Origin of the sequence: uncultured Campylobacter sp., from assembly GCF_938002845.1 — a bacterium.
Taxonomy (GTDB): Bacteria; Campylobacterota; Campylobacteria; order Campylobacterales; family Campylobacteraceae; genus Campylobacter_B.
In genome coordinates, this window is the sequence record NZ_CALKZP010000051.1 from 26,564 (window position 1) to 46,227 (window position 19,664).

The window sequence follows — 19,664 nt, forward strand, 5'->3', positions numbered from 1 at the left end:
TCGAATTACAACTTTATTTGAAAGGATGTTTAATGAAGAAAGTTCTACTTGCATTAAGCTTATGTGCATCTAGTGCGTTGCTCGCTAGCGATGCTGATTATCACTGGGAGATTACCCCTACTGTTGGCGGAATGACTCATGAGGGAAATATGGATTTGGATTCGAATTTTATGTTCGGTCTACGCCTTGCTAAAAACCTACAGAATTCATTCATTGATCAATTAGAAGCAGGTTTCGATTACTCTCGCCATATTGGTGTAGAGGATCTAGCTTACAGAGCCGGCAATGCTAAGCCTAGCGCTAGATACTACCACATCAATGCTGTAAAAGACTTGGTAAATTTCACCGATAATTTCAAATTATACGGCTTGCTAGGTCTTGGATATATGGATTACACTAAAGACGTTTACAACGATGGTGATCAAGATAGCGGCTTCGGTCAATACGGCTTGGGTCTAAAATACTACATTACCGACAACTTTGCTACAAAACTTGAAGCACGCGATGCTATCAGATTTGACGACGGCAACCACGTATTGTTCTATACTCTAGGCTTTGCAGTTGATTTTGGCAAGAGATATGCTGATGCAGCTCCAGCTGCCGCTCCGGCTCCTACAGGCTGCAAAGATGCAGATAATGACGGCGTATGCGATAATGTCGATAGATGCCCAGGTACACCTGCCGGCGTAGTTGTTGATGAATACGGCTGCGAGAAGGTTATTAGATTAAATTTGGGCGTAAATTTCGCTACAGATAGCTCAAAAATTTCTCCTGAGTTTATGAACCAGATCAAAAACGTAAGCGACGTGCTAGTAGCTCACCCTGATTACAAAGTAATTCTAGAGGGTCACACCGATAGCACCGGCTCGAATGCATATAATCAAAAGCTTTCCGAGCGCAGAGCTGCTGCAGTTGGAGGTGCGCTTAAGAGCTTCGGCGTAGATGCTAGCAGAATCACCACTGTAGGATACGGCGAGACTAAGCCTATCGCTACAAACGCTACTAAAGCAGGCCGCGCTCAAAATAGACGCGTTGATGCTAAATTTAGAAAATAATCTTTTCTAGATCCACATAAGCGGAGCTTCGGCTCCGCTTTTTTTATATCCAAATTAAATTTTAAAATGCCAAAATTCCAAATTACACTGCTTTTCGATCTGGACGGCACGCTCATAGACTCCACGCCCGCGATACTGGACGGCTTTCACTACGCGTTTGCGCATTTAGGCACTGCAGAGCCTAGCGACGAAGCGATTAAAAGGCTTATCGGGTATCCGTTAGAAGTTATGTTTGAACGTCTAGGTGTGACGCGCGATGTGCAGAATTTCGTGCTCGCCTACAAACAGCGATACGCGCAGATATTTTTGGACCAGACCGTTTTGCTAAGCGGTGCGTATGAGGCGGTTCGTGCGGCGAGCGAGTTTGCAAATTTAGGCGTCGTAACCACTAAAACGTCGAAATTTTCTAAAATTTTATTGCAGCATCTGGGTATCGCGGAATTTTTCGGCACCATTGTCGGGCGAGAGGACGTGCGAGATCCCAAACCAAGCGCCGAACCGATCTTAAAGGCGCTCGAAAATTTAGGAATTTGCGGCGCGACCGCTAGCCAAAGCCCGCATGCGGCTCGCGGTAAAACTCACGATGCGACTGCCGATAAAAATACAAGTGCTACTAACAGGAGTACGATTTTGAGTGAAATTCCGCCATCCGATCTACCGAGTATTCTTGCGCTTGATCCTGATCCTAGCAAAGTTTACGAGCAAAATTTAAGCAGCATCGCGAGTCAAAATTCTGATAGAATTTCGTTTAAAAATTTAAGCGAAGTAAAGAGCGATAGACATGAGGCTGGCGATAATAGCCAGAAGAGTGGTGTCGACATTGAGGGCGAGAGCGATAAAGGCGGAGCGCGCGGCAGTAAAATTTATGATGCGCATGAGCTAAATTCCACTCCTTGTTATGACAAAATTTGCAGTGACGAAATCCTGCCTTCTGTAAGCCAAAATATCTTTATGATCGGTGATACGTCGCTTGACGCCATCTCGGCAAAGTCGGCAGCGGTGCGAAGCGTGGGCGTAAGCTGCGGCTACGGCAGTGCCTCGGAACTACGGGCACATTTCGAGTTCGTATGCGCGGACGCAAAAGAGGCGGTTGAGTTGATACGCAAAATTTCATCAAAATTTTAGGCGCGACGGAGCGAAATTTTACCTAGTTTTGATGCGCTATTTTTACAAATATTTAAGCGAATTCGCGCTCGAAATTTAAAATTTCCAATTAATTTTTGCGTTTTAAACAGCGCGCGATATAAAATTTGTCCGCGCTATTTAGCTGGGGAGCAAGGTGCTTTCTAGGTGTTCAAACGATAGGCGGAGTTAATTCCGCATATTTCTGCTCTGCTCTAGCAACAGCCCGTGCCGAACTAACAATGTACGGGAATATTTCACTTTGTCCATAGTATATTTGATCTAATTCGTCAATGTTCGGTATTAACAGCGTATGGGAAAATTTTGCTACCTCGAGTAATTGTGTTTTATTCATTTTCGGTTTGTATTAACACAATGTATGAGAAAATTTTACCGCAGTCAAATTTTACGCAATTTCGCAATATCTTTTGAGCTTGTGAACGGCTTTTGCAAGAAATTTAATGCAAGCGTCTCGCACCTAAATTTTAATTCTGATTTTAGTTTAGACCCCATTTAGTAGCGATAAATTCTACGCTCCGCTTGAGGCAAGTATTTGACAGGCTTTTTGTGCGATCCTATCGCAAGTCTATTTGGCGCTTATTTTGAGCGCCGTATTTGGGTTTTGTCGCAATTATGCTCGCTGCGGATTTTCGGTTTGATTTATAGCATTTAAGGTCGCGCCCGCCTAGCGAGCACTAAACATATATGTTTTGAAGACAGGCTTATATACTAAAATTTCATCCTGCGACAAATAGCTCGCAAAGGCGCAAATATAGGATAAACTAGCCAAATTTTAAAATTTGGCTCCGCGATGATAGCCATATTCTTTTATCGAAGCCTATGAAAGCAGCGTTAGTTTTTGCGTTTGAATTTTATCGTTTCGGCTCAGCAGGGCTTTAAATTTGATCTAAAATTTTACGAAATTTTAAAATTCCGCCCGCTCTTATGCTTTTTTAAAGCAAAATTTTATAAAATACCGCTTCCGCAATGGGCTATCGTCTAATGGCAGGACAACAAACTCTGGATTTGTGAATATAGGTTCGACCCCTATTAGCCCATCCACTTAAATTTTTAATCCCCTTTATCATAGCTAGCATTTGAAATTAATTTGCGCGTCACTTTTGCACATGGTGACAGCATTCGCCAGCTAAAGTAAATTGCGCCAAGCCATAAATAGGCAAAATTTTATCGAGCTAATAAGTAAGTTGCCGCTTTAAAGCGGCGGATTATTTGATTTTTTCTTTGCCCTTGTAAGTGGCAATGCTTTGATACGAGCCGTCTTTTTTAAACGCCACCACGTCATAGACCTCGGGCTGTGAGTCTTGCTCCATACCTGGCGCTTCTAGCGGCATGCCAGGTACTGCTATGCCGATAACGTCTTTAGGCTTATTTTTTAGTAGCGTGCGGATCTCACCTGCTGGCATATGTCCTTCGACTACATATCCGTCTACAATCGCGGTGTGGCAGCTAGCGAGCTCCAGCGGAAGTTTGAGCTCATTCTTCTTCTGGATAAGCGGCTCGTCGGCCAGCGAAATCATCTCGACTTCAAAGCCATTTTGCTCCATATATTTTGCCCAGTTATGGCAACAGCCGCAGCTCTCGCCGTGATAGACCTTGATGTGTTCGCCAGCCACCGCATAGCTACCTAATGCTGCTAAAAGCGCACCTGCAAATAAAATTTTCTTCATATTTTACTCCAGTGATTAAAAGTCCTCGATTATACAATATGTATAGTAAATTTTTAAGAGTGAACCGTAGGATTTTAAGATTAGATTTGACGAAGCAGACCCGCTCGTAAGCCGAAATTTTAGGAAATTTTAAAATTTCGGCGTCGCGGATAAGCTTAGTTATAGGCACTGAGAGAGTGCTGATTTGATAGCGGATTTTGATACGTAGCCTTCCGAGTCGCTGGTAAGTGATACGTCGCAGCCCGGCTTATAGTTTTTCCAGGTGTAGATATTGCCATTGTCTTCGGTTGTTTTGATGGAGTCTGGCTGTTTATTCCATGCAGAAATTACTTGATTGATATGAAATGCATCGCTGCGGTCTTTCGGCGCATTAGTCATACCTGTGCTATCGGGCAAGGTCGTTTCGACCATATCAGTGGTGCCTGCAGTGGAGACCTCTTGGACTTTATCATTTACGCCGCCGATATTTGTTTTGCTGCTTTGGGATTTTGTTTGATTGCGTACTCCGCTTGGTTCGTTGGATATATTCCAGTTGGAACAACCGATAAAAAATACCGCTGCTACGAGCGCAGCTATTAAATTTCTCATAAAATTCTCCTTCAAAAATTTCGTTGCGATAGTAGCACATTTATCTTTAGTTTAAAATAAATCCGAGCCCTTTAAATTTGAAATTTCGCAGGAATTTTGCGAGGCGTTTCAGTAGGAATTTATAAAATTTGAGATAATATTGCAGTTTTTCATACCAAACGGGCTTTTAAATTTTGCATGGCAAATGCCTTTTTGGCTACCAAATTTTAAAGGATTTTTGATGTATGCTATCATCAAACACGGCGGCAAGCAGTATAAGGTCGAAGAAGGTAACTACCTAAATTTAGACCATTTTAATGCTGAGCCGAAGGCAAAGCTCGAGCTTAGCGAAGTTTTAGCGTTAAACGACGGCGAGTTAAAGGTAGGAGCACCGTTCGTAAAGGGTGCCAAGGTGGTTTTGGAGGTCGTTTGCGAAGGCAAGGATAAAAAAGTCGTTATCTTCAAAAAACGCAGACGCAAAGATTCAAAAGTAAAACGCGGCTTCAGACGCCAATACACCCGCGTCAAAGTCGTTTCGATTAACGCATAAAGGATAGGAAATGGCACACAAAAAAGGTCAAGGCTCAACCCAAAATAATAGAGATAGTATCGGACGCCGCTTGGGCGTCAAAAAATTCGGCGGCGAGTTCGTTCGCGCGGGCAACATCATCATTCGCCAGCGCGGCACTGCGACGCATCCGGGCAGCAACGTAGGCATGGGTAGCGATCACACGATTTTCGCGTTGATTGACGGCGTCGTAAAATTTGAGCGAAAAGATAAAAATCGCAAAAAAGTATCGGTTTATCCGGCTGCATAAATATCGCTAAATCTTCGGGGGCGCAAGCCCCTCTTTTAAATTTCATCCGTTTAAAAATTATCTTCAACTCATTTGGCTATAATTGCCGTTTTAAATTTAAGGATAGCTATGTTCATAGACAGCGTAAAGCTTAGCGTCAAATCAGGCGACGGCGGCGCGGGCTGCGTCAGCTTCCGCCGCGAAAAATTCGTCATCTCAGGCGGTCCCGACGGCGGCGACGGCGGCGACGGCGGCGACGTGTATTTTAGAGTAGATAAAAACTCTCATACCCTCTCATCCTACAAGGGCAAGCGTGAGTTTAAAGCGCAAAACGGCGCGCCCGGCGAGGGTCGCAAAAAGACCGGCAAAAGCGGCGAGGATCTCTATCTCATCGTCCCTCCCGGCACCAGCGTTTACGACGAGGATAGCGGCGAGCTGGTGCTCGATATGCTAAACGACGGCGAAACGAGGCTGTTTTTAAAAGGCGGCAAGGGCGGGCTTGGCAACGTGCACTTTAAAAGCTCGATCAACCAAGCCCCCGAATATGCGCAAAAAGGTCTCGAAGGGCAGACGCGAGAGGTGCGCTTGGAGCTAAAACTCATCGCCGACGTGGGGCTCGTAGGCTTTCCAAACGTGGGCAAAAGCACGCTAATCTCGACCGTTTCAAACGCCAAACCTCAGATCGCAAACTATGAGTTTACCACCCTTACGCCAAAGCTCGGTCTAGTCGAGGTCGATGAATACAGCGGCTTTGTCATGGCCGATATCCCGGGCATTATCGAGGGCGCAAGCGAAGGGCGCGGGCTTGGCGTGCAGTTTTTAAAACACGTCGAGCGCACGAAAATTTTGCTTTTTATGCTTGATCTTGCGAACTACCGCAGCCTCGAGGAGCAGTTTGACGCGCTGAGGGCTGAGACGGCGAAATTTTCAGAGGGGCTTGCAAAAAGAGACTACGCGATCGCTCTAACTCGCGCGGACGCGGCCGAAAATTTGCAGGAAAAATTTGACGCGTTTTTGGCGCATTTGGGGCTTTCGGGCACGGCGGGCGAGATGAAATTTAAGCAAGACATTTATGAATTTGACGCCGCCAAGCCGTTTTTCGTGATGCCGATCTCCTCCGCAACGGGAGAAAATATAAACGAGCTAAAATTTAACCTGCTCGAGCTACTAAGAAGGAAATAATATGTCGCTATTTGCTTTTGAAGACGAACTAAGACAAAAAAAGATTTTAGCAGTTAGGTGTTCGGATAGATCCAGACGCTTTTATTGTCCGAATCCACAGTGTGACGCTTATATGTTTTTATGTAATCAAGATGGCGTATCAAGGGCATATTTCAGAGCGACGTTAAAATCACATCCGCACAATCTCGATTGTTATTATAAAAATTCAAATGTCGGGAGTATTGAAAATTTTGATGAAAAGGCATTTAAATTTGACGACTTCATGGATAATCTATTTAAGTCTGCCGCGTCGCAAAGGTGTAGCATTTTCATATCGAATAATTCAGAATCGCCACCAGGTAACGAAATAAAGCAGGTAAGAACGATACGTCAAATATACGATCTTTGTAAAAGTATGGATATAAATGATGAATTCGCAGGTATAAAAATTTGGAAAATGCTTTTAGATAATAGAAGCATAAAAATTTATAAGAAAGGTGTTTTTGGAAAAAGATTGATAGAAGCAAAATTTCGTAATTATTCAAAAGGTAGCAAAATAATTTCTGTAAAGCTAGAGGATCGATTTATCTTCACATTAAATTTAAAGGATGAGAGCTTGTTTAATAAAATTTTGAGCGATATTTTAGAGAACAGAGGCAGAAATATAGTTGTTGCCGGTGATTGGAAAGGTGATGGCGATAAATTTCACGCGGAGATAATGAGCCAAAAGCAAATTTGGATCGGCAAGGAAGATTCATGAGAAATCGTTTTATGAAATATGTCTAGATATCTAGTTAATTTTATGTTTACCGCTTGCAAACGTCGCAAAAAGATAAAATTTAAGAAGGCGAAATGAATAAAATTTTTATTCTAGTATTTTTATTCTTTGGCGCATACGGTTGCGAGCCTTCCGATCCGATGCCGAATTTATGGACTTTAACGACAAGGATCATTACGGCGCGCTGAGCTTGCAGGAGTGGATGGCGAGCGAGGTGCCGTCTGGGCTGAGGGTAGAGCTAAATCTGCGCTCAGGCTCGGAATTTAAGAGGCTCGATGCTAATCGTGACAGCAAGATTAGCCTAGATGAGCTGGGGGCGAAACCGTCCGCAAAGATTTATTGGTCTGAAGATCCGTGCGCTTTTTGGCCTTGGCCGGACGGATCCGAGGATAAAAATCAATCCGCCGTCAAATAAGGCGCGCGAGTGTGAACCCGGGTTTACCTTTACGGTCTGCGTAAAATTTATTTCGAGCATGATTAGCGCCTGCATGATCGCTCGCGCCGTGATTTGGCTAAATTTAAAGGAAAAGAATGAATATAGTTTTTATGGGAACGCCCAAGTATGCGGCTAAAATTTTACGCGCGCTTGCGGAGGCAAAATTTGAGATCGCGGCCGTCTTTACGCAGCCTGATAAGCCCGTCGGCAGGAAACAAATTTTAACGCCTAGCGAGGTTAAAGTTTACGCGCAGCAGCATCTGCCCGCAGTGCCGATCTTTCAGCCTGCGAGTTTAAAAGACGAGGCGGCCCGAGCACAGATAAAAGACTTAAAGCCTGATTTCATCGTGGTTGCCGCATACGGTAAAATTTTGCCGCAGGCCGTCCTTGATGTCGCGCCTTGCATAAATCTGCACGCCTCGATCCTGCCTAAATATCGCGGCGCAAGCCCTATTCAAAGCGCGCTAATGGCTGGCGAAAAGCAGACGGGCGTAACGGCGATGCTGATGGATGCGGGGCTTGACACGGGCGATATGCTTGATTTTGCCTACACGCCTTGCGAGGATAAAACGGCGGCGCAGCTGTTTGACGAGCTCGGCTATCTCGCGGGCGAGCTTATCGTGCGAGTGCTACGAAATTTTGCAAATTTGACGCCGCTTAAGCAAGATGACGCGCAGGCTACGCACTGCAAAAAAATAAGCAAATCGGACGGGCTTTTTAGCTTTGAGGAAAGCGCACGGCAAATTTATAATAAATTTCGCGCGCTGACGCCCTGGCCGGGGATTTATCTAGCTAGCGGGTTAAAAATTTTAGATTTAGAAATCTTGCGTGAATCTTGCGGGCGTAAATTTCAGCGCGCGGGCGAAATTCTGCATGTTGATAAGCTCGGCTTTTGCGTCGCGTGCGGAGAGGGCGCTTTATGTATAGAGACCGTGCAAGAGCCAGGCAAAAAGCCGGTGAACGCTAGCGCGTATTTAAACGGTAAGCGGCTAAAGATCGGTGATCTGCTATGCTAGGCGGGATTTTAAATTATCGCGTTTTGTGCCACGCTTTTGATGCTATGCTGGGATTTTATTCGCGCCGCGCTTTTGATGCTATGCTGGGATTTTATTCGCGCCGCGCTTTTGGCGTCGCGGCGAAATTCTGCCTTGGGTATCGCCGCAATCGTGAAGTAAAATTTTGCCGCGCGGAATTTCGAAATGAAGCTCCAAAATCAAGGCTTTATAAAATTTTAAAACCTCGCTTCTATGCTCTAAAATTTTACGCTCACAGGAACTTTAAATTTCGCTTTGGCGGTTGCGAATCTTGCGACGTCGCACCGAACTCGCACCATTTAAAATTCTATGATCGTGCCGCAGAATTTTTGCGAGATAAAGCTTTAAAATTTTATCGCGGTGCCGCTAGGAAAATCCGCGTTGCCAAAGAATTTAGCAAGATTGCAAAATTTCATCGCATAAAATTCCGCTACGCCGTAAAATTTTATCGTGCTAAATTTTATCTTGTCGCAAAATTCTATCGCAGCGCGGAATTTAAACGCTTGCAATATTTCAAGGCGAGCCCTTCGTCTTACGCAAGGAGCGGGTTTTGCAAGTAGAATTTATAGAGCAAATGCCCTCTACACAGGAGTTTTTAGTAGGCGCCGTGCGCGAAGGCAGGATAACGCCGCCTTTTGCGATCGCCGCAAATCGCCAAAGCGCCGGTATCGGCTCGCGCGGCAACGACTGGGAGGGCGCGAGCGGCGATCTTGCTTTTTCGTTTTGTGTAGCCCAAACGGATCTGCCCGCGGACGTGCCGCTACAGTCGGCGAGTATATATTTTGCGATGATCATGCAGGAATTTCTCGCATCGCTCGGTTCGCAGCTTTGGCTAAAATGGCCCAACGATTTTTATCTGGGCGAGCGTAAAATCGGCGGAACGATGACGAATAAGATCAAAAATACCCTAGTCTGCGGCATTGGCATGAACCTACTCGGCGCGCCCAAATATGCGGGAATTTTAGATATAAAAATCAGCGCAAAAGACGCTATAGAGGGCTTTTTTGCGCTATATGAAAATAAAATCTCGTGGAAGCAAATTTTTAGAAATTTTTCGTTACAATTCCAAAAATCGCAAAAATTTAGCGTTCATCTAGGCGGCGAAAAAATTTCACTCGCGCAGGCTAAACTTTGCGAAGACGGATCGATCATAATAAATGAAGAAAGGGTTTATGCTTTAAGATGAGTGAAGTAATTACGATTGCCAATCAAAAAGGCGGCGTCGGAAAGACGACCACAGCGGTTAATCTCGCTGCGTCGCTAGCGATAAAGAAAAAGCGGGTCCTACTGATCGACGTAGACCCTCAGGCGAACGCTACGACGGGGCTTGGCTTTAACCGCAGCGACTTTGAATTTAACATTTATCACGTCCTAACGGGGCGTAAGAGCATGTCCGAAGTGATCCAAAAGACCGAACTTGAGTTTATGGATTTAGTGCCGTCAAATATCGGACTTGTAGGCATCGAGCGCGAAGTAAGCGAAGAGAAAGATTTCAAACTAATGCTAAAAAATAAAATTTCCGAGGTTAAGGACAGATACGATTTCATCATCATCGATTCGCCGCCGACGCTTGGTAGCATTACGGTAAATGCCTTGGTTGCAAGTGATAGCGTCATCATCCCGATTCAGTGCGAATTCTATGCACTTGAAGGCGTCGCGCTGATCCTAAATACCGTAAAAGTCGTCAAGCAAACGCTCAATAAAAATTTAAAAATTCGCGGATTTTTACCTACGATGTATAGTTTGCAAAACAATCTAGCCAAAGAAACGGTCGCGAATTTACGCGAGTATTTCGACGATAAGCTCTTTCGTATCGGCAAGAGTGATGATCTAGTCATCATCCCGCGCAATATTAAGCTAGCCGAAAGCCCAAGTTTTGGCAAGCCGGTGGTTTTATACGATATAAAATCTGCTGGCTCCATTGCCTATCAAGACCTCGCTAAATCCATAATGGAGCAAAAATGGGCAAGGTAAAAAGAGCACTCGGTCGCGGGCTCGGTGCGATTTTAGACGACGTAGAAAGCTCCTATAACAGGGAGCTAGAAAGTGGAAATGCCGATAGCTTAGTTATCGAAATCGATGTCGATAAAATCGAGCCAAATCCATATCAACCGCGTCAAAGCTTCGATGAAGAGGCACTTAGGCAGCTGAGCGAAAGCATCGCTCGCCACGGGCTCATTCAGCCTATCATTGTTATTCAAAAAGATGATTCTTACGTCCTTATCGCCGGCGAGCGACGTCTAAGAGCGACGAAGCTTTTGGGCGAGAGTAAAATCAAAGCCGTAGTTGCAGACATAAAATCTCAAAATTTAAGAGAGCTTGCCCTCATCGAAAATATCCAGCGCGAGGATCTAAATCCTATTGAGCTTGCTAAGTCCTATAAGGAGCTTATCGGCGAATATAGGATCACGCAAGAGGAGTTAGCCGACATCATCAAAAAGTCCCGCACGCAAATTACCAATACGCTAAGGCTTTTAAATTTATGCTCCGAAGTGCAAGACGCCATAAGCGCAGATAAAATTTCGCAAGGGCACGCCAAGATAATGGTTGGACTTGAAAAAGAGGATCAAATTTTAGCTCTAAATACGATTTTAGGACAGCGCTTAAGCGTAAGAGATACTGAAAATTTAGTAAAAAAGCTTAAAGATAAAACCGTTCCGAAAGAGAAAAAGCCTGGCGTGGAATTTCAAAGCTTCAAGCCTGAGCTTTTAAAGCTAAAGGCCAAGCTTGATCAATTTGGTAAAATAAGTATCAAAGAGCGTAAAATTTCGATCGAATTTAGCGAAATTTTACAAATTTCCGAGTTTTTAAAGAAAATCGGATGATTTTTTATAGTGTATTTTAATTTTTCATATTGTAAAATACGCATTTTGTTTAAAACCAACCTGGAGGAGGTGCGATGCTAGACGTAAGTTTGACCGCCATGATAACGACCATCGTCGTATTTTTAGCCTTGATTTACTTCTTAAATATCAAGCTTTATAGACCGTTACTTTTGCATATGGAAAAGCGAGAGGCTATTATTAAAGAAGATGAGGCAAATGCGATGAAAAACGCACAGGATGCAGATGCCGATAAAGCAGAGATCGTAAGAATCATGGATGCTGCGAAGTTGCAAGCCGTTAAAATAAAGCAAGAGGCGATGGATAGCGCGAAGCAGGCTGCCGCCAGAGAAATAGCCGAGAAAAAAGCCGCGATGGAGGAGGATTTTGATCAATTCTTAGGCGGTTTGGATGAGCAAAAGCGCAACCTAAAAAATGATTTGCAAGCCAAAATTCCGGAATTTGAAAATGCCCTAAGCACTGCCGTGGCTAAAGTATGAGGATTTCAGTATGAAAAAATATCTATTTTTATTTATCGTTCCGGCGCTTGTTTTAGCAAGTGGCGAGCACGATGGAGTTAAAGATTACGACGTGCTGTGGCGAAGCATAAATTTCATTTTGTTTTTCGGAATTTTGTTTTATCTTTTAAAAGGTCCCGCTAAAGCAGCATATCAAGGTAGAATCAACGGCATCGCATCTAGACTTGAGGCTAATCAAAAAATTTTAAAAGAGTCTGCAGCTCGCAAGGAACAAGCTAAAAAAGATCTACAAGATGCTAAGGTTCGAGGCGCAGCTTTAATTGAAACTGCTAAAAAAGAGATCGTGTACGCCGCCGAAAAGATAAAAAATGCGACCGAGCAAGAGATCGCGAATTTGCAAAAATCTTTCGATGAGCAGAAAAGCTTTGAGGCGCGCAAGATCAAAAAAGAGGTCGTAAGCGAGATTCTGGATGATATTTTTGCATCGGACGACATTAAATTCGGTCAAGATAAGCTGGTTAAAATCGTAGAGAAAAAGGTCGGATGATGATAAATAACACCTCAAAAAGATATGTAAACGCCCTGATACTGAGCTATAAAAAAGATGAACTAGGCTCTGTTTTGCAGACGCTCGAGAGCGTTGCGAGTGCATTTAGAATTCCAAAATTCCAAGATATTGTAAAATCCCCGACGCTAAAAGAGGAATCCAAGGTGGAACTTATTGCGTCGTTTATAAAAAATCCAAGCGAAAAAATCGTAAATTTTATTAAACTCCTAGCTAAAAATAGGCGTATTGCGCTAATTCCACAGATAGTCGAGGAACTGCGCAAGAATATTGCGGCGCTGGATAATAAATACTTAGGTAAAATTTATTCCGCTACCGAAATAGACGTCGCGAAAATAAAAGAGCTAGAGGCTAAAATTTCAAAGAAATTTAATGCAGATATTACTCTGCAACCCGTTAAAAGCGAGCTTGAAGGCATTAAGATCGAAGTCGAGGATCTTGGATTTGAGATTAGTTTTTCAGTTGATAGATTGAAACAAAAAATGAGCGAATATATTTTAAAAGCAATTTAAAGGAGTAAAGCGTGGGTGCGAAAATTAAGGCAGACGAAATCAGCAGCATAATCAAAGAGCGAATCGAAAATTTCGATCTTAGCGTTGATATCGAAGAAACCGGTAAGGTCGTTTCGGTCGCAGACGGCGTTGCTAATGTTTACGGCTTAAAAAACGTAATGGCTAACGAGATGGTCGAATTCGAAAACGGAGCTCGTGGTATCGCGTTAAATTTAGAGGAGAGCAGTGTCGGCATCGTTATTTTAGGCGATACTAGCGGTATTAACGAAGGTAGTAGCGTTAAAAGACTGGGTAAGCTTTTACGCGTTCCGGTAGGTGATGCGCTAATAGGTCGCGTAGTAAATGCCCTAGGCGAGCCGATCGACGGCAAGGGCGCGATAGAGACCAGCGATACTAGATTTGTCGAAGAAAAGGCTAAAGGTATCATGGCTCGTAAATCCGTCCATGAGCCACTTCAAACGGGTCTTAAGGCGATAGACGCGCTAGTGCCGATCGGTCGCGGACAGCGCGAGCTCATCATCGGCGACCGCCAAACAGGAAAAACCACCGTTGCTGTTGATACCATCATCAATCAAAAGGGCCAAGATGTCATCTGCATATATGTAGCAATCGGTCAGAAACAATCCACCGTCGCACAAGTCGTTAAAAAGCTTGAAGAGTACGGTGCGATGGATTATACGATCGTAGTTGCAGCCGGTGCTAGCGAGGCAGCCGCGCTTCAGTATTTGGCTCCGTATTCGGGCTGCACTATGGGTGAGTATTTCAGAGATAACTCCCGCCACGCGCTTATCATCTACGATGATCTTAGCAAGCATGCGGTCGCATATCGCGAGATGTCGCTTATCTTGCGCCGTCCGCCAGGACGTGAGGCGTATCCTGGCGACGTATTCTACCTACACTCCCGTTTGCTTGAGCGCGCTAGCAAACTAAGCGATGCACTCGGCGCAGGCAGCCTAACGGCGCTTCCTATTATCGAGACGCAAGCAGGCGACGTTTCGGCATATATCCCTACAAATGTCATCTCTATCACTGACGGTCAAATTTTCTTGGAGTCGGGTCTGTTTAACTCGGGAATTCGTCCTGCGATTAACGTGGGTCTATCGGTTAGTCGCGTCGGCGGTTCTGCTCAGATTAAAGCGATCAAAAAGGTCTCGGGAACCTTGCGTCTGGATCTTGCTCAATACCGCGAGCTTCAGGCGTTCGCGCAGTTTGCGAGCGATTTGGACGAGAGTAGCCGCAAGCAGCTGGATCGCGGACAAAGAATGGTCGAAATTTTAAAGCAGCCTCCTTACTCGCCGCTTCCGGTCGAAAATCAAGTGGTCATCATCTTCGCAGGAAGCCGCGGATTTTTAGATGACATACCTGCAAGCTCGATCGGTAAATTTGAAGCCGAGCTCTATCCATATATCGAGGCGAAATACCCTGAAATTTTTGAAGAGATCAGAAGCAAAAAGACCATCGAGAAGGATTTGGAAGAAAATTTAATCAAGGCTCTAAATGACTTTAAAGCGACCTTTGCCGCTTAAGAAGGCTAAATTATGGCAAATTTAAAGGATATAAAACTTCAAATCAAAAGCGTCAGAAATACGGAGAAGACTACCAAAGCTATGAAGCTGGTCTCCAACGTTAAGCTTAAAAACACAAAAGAAGCGGCGATGCGCTCGCGAGCTTATGCGGTGAAGATTAACGAGGTCTTGGGTGAAATTTCTGCGCGCGTTAAAAATTACGTAGGCAATAATTCGGGCAACGACGAAAAACTTAGAATTTTTGATACCACGCGGGAAGTAAAGGTGGTTGATCTGCTGTTTATCACCGCAGATAAAGGACTTTGCGGCGGTTTTAATATCAACACCATCAAAAAGATCAAAGCTTTGATCGAGGAGCTTAAGGCTAAAAAGATCAAGGTTCGCCTTCGCGCCGTCGGCAAAAAGGGGATAGAGTATTTTGATTTTCAGGGCATTGAGCTTTTGGAGCGATATATCGGCGTGAGCTCATCTCCATCGTCCGAGAAAGCTAACGAAATCGTCCAAGCCGCAGTTAAGGATTTTAACGAAGGCAAAACCGACGAGGTCATACTCGTCCACAACGGCTATTTGAATATGATTACCCAAGAGATGCGGGTAAATACGCTGGTGCCGATCGGTGAGCCTGCGATTAGCGAGGACGCTTTAAAAACATCTACATTGGAAGTAGAGGTTGAAAGCCCTGAGGACGAAGAAACATTGATGTTAAATTTAATCCAGAGCTATCTTAGCTACAGTATGTATTACGCGCTGATCGACTCTTTGGCCGCGGAGCACTGCTCGAGAATGAATGCGATGGAGAATGCGACAAACAACGCCAAGGAGCGCGTATCGCAGTTAAATTTAGCATACAACAAAGCCAGACAAGGCTCTATCACGACTGAGCTTATCGAGATCATAAGTGGCGTCGAATCAATGAAATGAAAGGAAAACGGATGAAAGGAATAATTTCTCAGGTAATGGGTCCCGTGGTCGATGTCGATTTCAAGGACTATTTACCAAAGATTAATGAAGCTATCGAGGTTAAATTTGACGTCGAGGGCGCTCATCGCAGGTTGATCCTAGAGGTAGCCGCACACCTTGGAGACAACCGCGTCCGCACGATCGCTATGGATATGAGCGATGGACTTAGGCGAGGGCTTGAGGCTACGGCTCTGGGTGCGCCTATTACGGTGCCGGTGGGCGAGAAGGTTTTGGGTAGAATTTTTAACGTCACGGGCGATCTGATCGACGAAGGCGAGGATGAAAAATTTGAAACCCGCTGGTCGATCCACAGAGATCCGCCTAGCTTTGAAAATCAAAGCACGAAGAGCGAAATTTTTGAAACCGGCATTAAAGTGGTCGATCTGCTAGCTCCTTATGCAAAGGGCGGTAAGGTAGGCTTATTCGGCGGTGCTGGCGTCGGTAAGACCGTCATCATCATGGAACTGATTCACAACGTCGCTTTCAAACACAGCGGTTACTCCGTATTTGCGGGCGTCGGCGAACGAACGAGAGAGGGAAACGACCTTTATAACGAGATGAAAGAATCGGGAGTTCTGGATAAGGTCGCCTTAACCTACGGTCAGATGAACGAGCCGCCGGGGGCGAGAAATCGCATCGCGCTAACCGGCCTTACGATGGCTGAATATTTCCGCGATGAGCTAGGGCTTGACGTTTTGATGTTTATCGATAATATCTTCCGTTTCTCGCAGTCGGGTTCGGAGATGTCCGCGCTTTTAGGGCGAATTCCGTCCGCAGTCGGTTATCAGCCTACGCTTGCTAGCGAAATGGGTAAATTACAAGAGCGCATTACTTCTACTAAGAAGGGCTCCATTACCTCCGTTCAGGCCGTTTATGTACCTGCGGACGACCTTACCGATCCTGCGCCTGCGACCGTTTTCGCGCACCTTGATGCGACGACCGTTTTAAACAGAGCGATCGCCGAAAAAGGAATTTATCCTGCCGTCGATCCGCTTGATTCGACCTCAAGAATGCTTGATCCACAAATCATCGGCGAGGAGCATTACAAGGTCGCTCGCGGCGTCCAAGCGGTGCTTCAGAAATACAAAGATTTGCAGGATATCATCGCGATTTTAGGTATGGACGAGCTTAGCGAAGAGGACAAGCTCGTAGTCGAGCGCGCTAGAAAGATCGAGCGCTACCTATCTCAGCCGTTTTTCGTAGCCGAGGTATTTACCGGAAGCCCGGGCAAATATATCTCGCTAGAGGAGACTATCGCGGGATTTAAAGGAATTTTAGAGGGCAAATACGACGATCTGCCGGAAAATGCCTTTTACATGGTAGGAAATATCGACGAGGTAGTGGCAAAAGCCGAAAAGATGAAAGCATAGGAATTTTAAGATGAAAGAATTTTTGCTTTTAGATATCGTTACACCCGAAGGGATGGTCTTTTCGGGCGAAGTCAAATCCGTCCAACTCCCCGGCATTACTGGCGAAATGGGTATTTTGCCAGGGCATGCGAGTTTGCTGACGGGGCTTAAAGATAAAAGCGAAGGTGGCGTCGTAGAGATCGTGGATAAAGATGGCAAAAAGCAGCTTGTTTTGGTAAACGATGGATTTTTGGAAGTTACAGAAGAAAAAACTACTATCCTAGCCACTCAAGCCGTAGCTATCGGAGGCGATAGCGAAAGCGCCGTAGCGAAGTCTTTGCAGCGCGCCAAAGATATGCTTGCGTCTATTAGCTCCGATGCGGCAAATTCCGCAGCAATCATGGCTAGAGTCGACGAATTCGCAAGGCAAAGTTAAATATGCTAGATCTAATTTTAAGTTATTTTACTAGAAGCACGTTTATTACGATATTCGTGCTTTCTTGGTTATCCGTCTATTTTGTCGTTACTTTTACGATTTTGATCTCCAGATTTGTAGGGCTTAGTGCATGGCAACACCGCGAAGCAAAGGCACTCGAATCCTTGCTGATGGGCGGTAGGATTTCGCTTTCGGGCTCTATTTTTCAAAAAGTAAATACCGATAAAATTTCAAAAGAAGCCTTGGAAATTTATAAAGGCAAGGCCGAACGCGACTCCACTAGCGGACTTACTTGGCTATCTATCGTCGCCTCTACTTCGCCGTTTATCGGGCTATTCGGTACGGTTGTTAGCATACTTCACACATTTTCCAAGCTCGGCGGTGGAAATTCAGGCATCGATACTATCGCTCCTGCGATTAGCGAGGCCCTGGTTGCCACAGGATGTGGAATTTTTGTAGCGATACCCGCATACACCTTTAGCTTACTTATAAAACGCAAAGCATACGAAGTTATGAGCATTATAAATCGTACAGCGGATATTTTGCTATTTAAAGCAAACACTGGAAAAGCTATTTAATGTATAATTTCGACGAAAATCCAGAGTTAAATATCACTCCGCTCGTCGATATTATGCTTGTTTTGCTAGCGATTTTAATGGTCGCGCAAACGGCGATTATCTACGATGAGAAGATCGAACTGCCTAGTGGCTCAAAAGCACAGGTTTCGGAAAATACCGCAGAATTCTTGCTTGTGCGTATTGGCGAAGATCGCAAGGTTTATATCGACAAAAGCTCGATGAGCCTAGCTGAATTCCCGGATAATCTCGTGCTGCTTAAAGGCACCGGCAAGTATAGCTTGGAAAAACCCGTCTATATCCAAGCCGATAAGAGACTCGTTTATGATGATGTAATGTTTGTCTTAAAGAGCTTAAAGCAAGCGGGTTTTACTAAAGTCGCGCTTCAAACAAATGGCTAATTATTCAAATTTTACGGGGGTTAAATACGATAATTTTAAATCGTTTTTAATCGCCCTTTTTGCCTATCTGCTGGTGATTTTCGTTCTTTTATATCAAATTTCAAAGCCGCAGGAAAAATTTAAAAAATATACCGACAATCCCAACGATTATATGGATGTTACTTTTGATTTCGAAATAGATGATAAACTTCCGTCCGCGCCTGAAATCGCTAAAGAAACGAAGCAGGGCGAGTTTGAAAATAAGAATATTAAGGACGTGCCGGAGGATAAAATTAAGACTACGGCGCAAGTAGTTCCGCCGCCTCCGGTGCAGGCAAAGCCGAAAGAGCCCGAAAAGCCGAAGGAAGAGTCGAAGCCGGAACCTAAAAAGGACGAGCCTAAAGCTGAGCCCAAAAAAGAGGAGCCCAAGCCTGAGCCTAAGTTGGAAGATAAACCTTCCGAAAAAGTAGTAGAGAAAAAAGAGGAAACTAAGCCGGAGCCAAAAAAAGAGGAAAAACCGAGCTTGAGCGATCTTTTTTCGGATACGACTAAGGACAATAAGAAGCTTGAGGAGAGCGCTAAAGCTAGCGACGCCGTTCAGAGTAACAAAAAGTCCGATAAAGAAACCGCCACCTCTAGTGCTAAGGATAAAGCGGCATCTAAAAATGCTGTCGTCAAATCCGATAAGCTTGGCGGCAGGACTCAAAGGACGGGAGAATTTAACGCCTACCTCGGCGCTATAGAAAAGAGGCTTCAGGTTCTATGGAGCCGCTACGTAGTGACTGCGAAAGACGATGCGAAGATTAGTATAACTTTCGGTGCAGATGGACGGGTCGTGGATTATAAAATCATCGAGCTCGGGCGAGAGACGGAATTTAATCAAAAGCTGCGGGATTTCTTGGATAATCTATCGACTCAGACTTTCCCGAAGTCTCCGGACGGAGCGTCGCATGAGATCGAGACTAGGATGTCCGACGTGATGAAGACAAATTAGAATTTGTAAGGAAAAAAAGTGAAGAGACTTTTTTGTATTTTTGCCTTTTGCTGTGTGCTTTTTGCGACGGATTCGGAACAGAATTTTACTTATGAAAGAAATTCCGTTTCGCAAAAATCTGGTAAAATTCAAATTTCAAAGGAGCTAGATGCTTATTTTTCGCAGATGGCGTCGAAATTGCAAGCTCTATGGACGAAGTATCAAGCAGGCATTTCCGATGAGGCTAGAGTCCGCATAGAATTTAGCAACAATGGACGAGTTTTAAATTATCAAATTTTAGAGCTTGGGCGTAGCACAGAATTTAACCAAAAGCTAAGGAAATTTTTAGATGAGCTTCCTAAGCGAAGCTTTCCAAAATCACCGGATAATAAATCTCACACATTTGATATGGTATTATCCGACGTAGCAAATTAAATTTAAGGAGAAAA

The 19,664-nt window shown here is 44.5% G+C and carries 25 protein-coding genes and 1 tRNA gene; 23 read left to right on the forward strand and 3 right to left on the reverse strand.

Annotated features, from left to right (window positions below):
• The first annotated feature begins 32 nt into the window (after positions 1-32).
• The 3 genes from Q0224_RS08540 (at position 33) to Q0224_RS08550 (ending at position 3,239) form a co-directional block, all read left to right on the forward strand.
• Positions 33-1,055, forward strand: a complete 1,023-nt coding sequence (locus Q0224_RS08540; RefSeq protein WP_297883179.1) for an OmpA family protein — start codon at positions 33-35, stop codon at positions 1,053-1,055.
• A 66-nt stretch (positions 1,056-1,121) separates the two neighbouring features.
• Entirely contained in the window at positions 1,122-2,180 is a 1,059-nt protein-coding gene (locus Q0224_RS08545; protein WP_297950541.1) for an HAD family hydrolase, read from the forward strand.
• Positions 2,181-3,165: 985 nt separating this feature from the next.
• Positions 3,166-3,239, forward strand: a tRNA-Gln gene (locus Q0224_RS08550).
• 164 nt (positions 3,240-3,403) lie between these two features.
• Here the strand turns inward: Q0224_RS08550 and Q0224_RS08555 are convergent.
• On the reverse strand, positions 3,404-3,865 hold the full coding sequence (locus Q0224_RS08555) for a DUF411 domain-containing protein (protein WP_297950543.1): 462 nt from the start codon (positions 3,863-3,865) through the stop codon (positions 3,404-3,406).
• Positions 3,866-4,024: 159 nt separating this feature from the next.
• Complete coding sequence (locus tag Q0224_RS08560) at positions 4,025-4,453, reverse strand: hypothetical protein (RefSeq protein WP_040303372.1); 429 nt, start codon at positions 4,451-4,453, stop codon at positions 4,025-4,027.
• 220 nt (positions 4,454-4,673) lie between these two features.
• On the opposite strand from Q0224_RS08560, the gene rplU reads away from it, so the two are divergent.
• From rplU to fmt, 6 genes are all read left to right on the forward strand, one after another.
• Entirely contained in the window at positions 4,674-4,982 is a 309-nt protein-coding gene (gene rplU, locus Q0224_RS08565; RefSeq protein WP_040303368.1) for a 50S ribosomal protein L21, read from the forward strand.
• 10 nt (positions 4,983-4,992) lie between these two features.
• Positions 4,993-5,250, forward strand: a complete 258-nt coding sequence (rpmA, locus tag Q0224_RS08570) for a 50S ribosomal protein L27 (RefSeq protein ID WP_295151027.1) — start codon at positions 4,993-4,995, stop codon at positions 5,248-5,250.
• A gap of 108 nt (positions 5,251-5,358) precedes the next feature.
• Positions 5,359-6,411: a GTPase ObgE gene (gene obgE / locus Q0224_RS08575; RefSeq protein WP_297950545.1), complete on the forward strand. Its 1,053-nt coding sequence runs from the start codon at positions 5,359-5,361 to the stop codon at positions 6,409-6,411.
• Between the two features lies 1 nt (position 6,412).
• A complete protein-coding gene (locus tag Q0224_RS08580; RefSeq protein ID WP_297950547.1) occupies positions 6,413-7,150 on the forward strand; it encodes a hypothetical protein in 738 nt (245 codons plus the stop codon).
• A 169-nt stretch (positions 7,151-7,319) separates the two neighbouring features.
• Positions 7,320-7,583 carry a hypothetical protein gene (locus tag Q0224_RS08585; RefSeq protein WP_297950549.1) on the forward strand — a complete coding sequence of 88 codons (264 nt, stop codon included), beginning with the start codon at positions 7,320-7,322 and terminating at the stop codon, positions 7,581-7,583.
• A 116-nt stretch (positions 7,584-7,699) separates the two neighbouring features.
• Entirely contained in the window at positions 7,700-8,620 is a 921-nt protein-coding gene (gene fmt, locus Q0224_RS08590) for a methionyl-tRNA formyltransferase (protein WP_297950551.1), read from the forward strand.
• A 362-nt stretch (positions 8,621-8,982) separates the two neighbouring features.
• Here the strand turns inward: fmt and Q0224_RS08595 are convergent, their stop codons facing one another.
• Entirely contained in the window at positions 8,983-9,147 is a 165-nt protein-coding gene (locus Q0224_RS08595) for a hypothetical protein (protein ID WP_297883155.1), read from the reverse strand.
• Positions 9,148-9,188: 41 nt separating this feature from the next.
• Here Q0224_RS08595 and Q0224_RS08600 point away from each other — a divergent pair, with 41 nt between their 5' ends.
• From Q0224_RS08600 to Q0224_RS08665, 14 genes are all read left to right on the forward strand, one after another.
• The gene (locus Q0224_RS08600) at positions 9,189-9,824 is read left to right on the forward strand and encodes a biotin--[acetyl-CoA-carboxylase] ligase (RefSeq protein ID WP_297883154.1); all 636 of its coding nucleotides are present in this window, start codon (positions 9,189-9,191) and stop codon (positions 9,822-9,824) included.
• On the forward strand, positions 9,821-10,612 hold the full coding sequence (locus Q0224_RS08605) for an AAA family ATPase (RefSeq protein WP_177389424.1): 792 nt from the start codon (positions 9,821-9,823) through the stop codon (positions 10,610-10,612). Before Q0224_RS08600 ends, Q0224_RS08605 begins: the two co-directional genes overlap by 4 nt.
• The gene (locus Q0224_RS08610; RefSeq protein WP_297943736.1) at positions 10,600-11,463 is read left to right on the forward strand and encodes a ParB/RepB/Spo0J family partition protein; all 864 of its coding nucleotides are present in this window, start codon (positions 10,600-10,602) and stop codon (positions 11,461-11,463) included. Before Q0224_RS08605 ends, Q0224_RS08610 begins: the two co-directional genes overlap by 13 nt.
• A gap of 74 nt (positions 11,464-11,537) precedes the next feature.
• A complete protein-coding gene (locus Q0224_RS08615; RefSeq protein WP_297950553.1) occupies positions 11,538-11,960 on the forward strand; it encodes a F0F1 ATP synthase subunit B' in 423 nt (140 codons plus the stop codon).
• A 10-nt stretch (positions 11,961-11,970) separates the two neighbouring features.
• Entirely contained in the window at positions 11,971-12,486 is a 516-nt protein-coding gene (locus tag Q0224_RS08620) for a F0F1 ATP synthase subunit B (RefSeq protein WP_297950554.1), read from the forward strand.
• Positions 12,486-13,016, forward strand: a complete 531-nt coding sequence (locus Q0224_RS08625) for a F0F1 ATP synthase subunit delta (protein ID WP_297950556.1) — start codon at positions 12,486-12,488, stop codon at positions 13,014-13,016. Before Q0224_RS08620 ends, Q0224_RS08625 begins: the two co-directional genes overlap by 1 nt.
• 11 nt (positions 13,017-13,027) lie before the next feature.
• Positions 13,028-14,542: a F0F1 ATP synthase subunit alpha gene (gene atpA / locus Q0224_RS08630; RefSeq protein ID WP_297950558.1), complete on the forward strand. Its 1,515-nt coding sequence runs from the start codon at positions 13,028-13,030 to the stop codon at positions 14,540-14,542.
• A gap of 12 nt (positions 14,543-14,554) precedes the next feature.
• Positions 14,555-15,463, forward strand: a complete 909-nt coding sequence (gene atpG, locus Q0224_RS08635) for an ATP synthase F1 subunit gamma (RefSeq protein WP_297950559.1) — start codon at positions 14,555-14,557, stop codon at positions 15,461-15,463.
• A gap of 11 nt (positions 15,464-15,474) precedes the next feature.
• A complete protein-coding gene (gene atpD / locus Q0224_RS08640) occupies positions 15,475-16,872 on the forward strand; it encodes a F0F1 ATP synthase subunit beta (RefSeq protein WP_295151010.1) in 1,398 nt (465 codons plus the stop codon).
• A 10-nt stretch (positions 16,873-16,882) separates the two neighbouring features.
• Positions 16,883-17,287 (forward strand): ATP synthase F1 subunit epsilon, encoded by a 405-nt coding sequence (gene atpC, locus Q0224_RS08645; protein WP_291938303.1) that lies wholly within the window; start codon positions 16,883-16,885, stop codon positions 17,285-17,287.
• A 2-nt stretch (positions 17,288-17,289) separates the two neighbouring features.
• On the forward strand, positions 17,290-17,865 hold the full coding sequence (locus Q0224_RS08650; RefSeq protein WP_005869630.1) for a MotA/TolQ/ExbB proton channel family protein: 576 nt from the start codon (positions 17,290-17,292) through the stop codon (positions 17,863-17,865).
• Positions 17,865-18,263, forward strand: coding sequence for a biopolymer transporter ExbD (locus Q0224_RS08655; protein ID WP_005869629.1), 399 nt, complete (start codon positions 17,865-17,867; stop codon positions 18,261-18,263). The genes Q0224_RS08650 and Q0224_RS08655 overlap by 1 nt, the downstream gene beginning before the upstream one ends.
• Positions 18,256-19,236: a TonB C-terminal domain-containing protein gene (locus Q0224_RS08660; RefSeq protein ID WP_297950560.1), complete on the forward strand. Its 981-nt coding sequence runs from the start codon at positions 18,256-18,258 to the stop codon at positions 19,234-19,236. Before Q0224_RS08655 ends, Q0224_RS08660 begins: the two co-directional genes overlap by 8 nt.
• Before the next feature lie 18 nt (positions 19,237-19,254).
• Positions 19,255-19,650: a TonB C-terminal domain-containing protein gene (locus Q0224_RS08665; protein ID WP_297950562.1), complete on the forward strand. Its 396-nt coding sequence runs from the start codon at positions 19,255-19,257 to the stop codon at positions 19,648-19,650.
• The last annotated feature ends 14 nt before the right edge of the window (positions 19,651-19,664 follow it).

What these genes read in the sequence shown, in the direction of transcription:
- obgE (WP_297950545.1), top strand. Translation starts at nt 5,359, where the DNA reads ATGTTCATAGACAGCGTAAAGCTTAGCGTCAAATCAGGCGACGGCGGC.
- Q0224_RS08540 (WP_297883179.1), top strand. Translation starts at nt 33, where the DNA reads ATGAAGAAAGTTCTACTTGCATTAAGCTTATGTGCATCTAGTGCGTTG.
- Q0224_RS08545 (WP_297950541.1), top strand. Translation starts at nt 1,122, where the DNA reads ATGCCAAAATTCCAAATTACACTGCTTTTCGATCTGGACGGCACGCTC.
- Q0224_RS08625 (WP_297950556.1), top strand. Translation starts at nt 12,486, where the DNA reads ATGATAAATAACACCTCAAAAAGATATGTAAACGCCCTGATACTGAGC.
- rpmA (WP_295151027.1), top strand. Translation starts at nt 4,993, where the DNA reads ATGGCACACAAAAAAGGTCAAGGCTCAACCCAAAATAATAGAGATAGT.
- Q0224_RS08655 (WP_005869629.1), top strand. Translation starts at nt 17,865, where the DNA reads ATGTATAATTTCGACGAAAATCCAGAGTTAAATATCACTCCGCTCGTC.
- Q0224_RS08620 (WP_297950554.1), top strand. Translation starts at nt 11,971, where the DNA reads ATGAAAAAATATCTATTTTTATTTATCGTTCCGGCGCTTGTTTTAGCA.
- Q0224_RS08660 (WP_297950560.1), top strand. Translation starts at nt 18,256, where the DNA reads ATGGCTAATTATTCAAATTTTACGGGGGTTAAATACGATAATTTTAAA.
- Q0224_RS08650 (WP_005869630.1), top strand. Translation starts at nt 17,290, where the DNA reads ATGCTAGATCTAATTTTAAGTTATTTTACTAGAAGCACGTTTATTACG.
- Q0224_RS08560 (WP_040303372.1), bottom strand. Translation starts at nt 4,453, where the DNA reads ATGAGAAATTTAATAGCTGCGCTCGTAGCAGCGGTATTTTTTATCGGT.
- Q0224_RS08605 (WP_177389424.1), top strand. Translation starts at nt 9,821, where the DNA reads ATGAGTGAAGTAATTACGATTGCCAATCAAAAAGGCGGCGTCGGAAAG.
- rplU (WP_040303368.1), top strand. Translation starts at nt 4,674, where the DNA reads ATGTATGCTATCATCAAACACGGCGGCAAGCAGTATAAGGTCGAAGAA.
- atpG (WP_297950559.1), top strand. Translation starts at nt 14,555, where the DNA reads ATGGCAAATTTAAAGGATATAAAACTTCAAATCAAAAGCGTCAGAAAT.
- atpC (WP_291938303.1), top strand. Translation starts at nt 16,883, where the DNA reads ATGAAAGAATTTTTGCTTTTAGATATCGTTACACCCGAAGGGATGGTC.
- fmt (WP_297950551.1), top strand. Translation starts at nt 7,700, where the DNA reads ATGAATATAGTTTTTATGGGAACGCCCAAGTATGCGGCTAAAATTTTA.
- Q0224_RS08555 (WP_297950543.1), bottom strand. Translation starts at nt 3,865, where the DNA reads ATGAAGAAAATTTTATTTGCAGGTGCGCTTTTAGCAGCATTAGGTAGC.
- Q0224_RS08610 (WP_297943736.1), top strand. Translation starts at nt 10,600, where the DNA reads ATGGGCAAGGTAAAAAGAGCACTCGGTCGCGGGCTCGGTGCGATTTTA.
- Q0224_RS08615 (WP_297950553.1), top strand. Translation starts at nt 11,538, where the DNA reads ATGCTAGACGTAAGTTTGACCGCCATGATAACGACCATCGTCGTATTT.
- atpD (WP_295151010.1), top strand. Translation starts at nt 15,475, where the DNA reads ATGAAAGGAATAATTTCTCAGGTAATGGGTCCCGTGGTCGATGTCGAT.
- Q0224_RS08580 (WP_297950547.1), top strand. Translation starts at nt 6,413, where the DNA reads ATGTCGCTATTTGCTTTTGAAGACGAACTAAGACAAAAAAAGATTTTA.
- Q0224_RS08585 (WP_297950549.1), top strand. Translation starts at nt 7,320, where the DNA reads ATGGACTTTAACGACAAGGATCATTACGGCGCGCTGAGCTTGCAGGAG.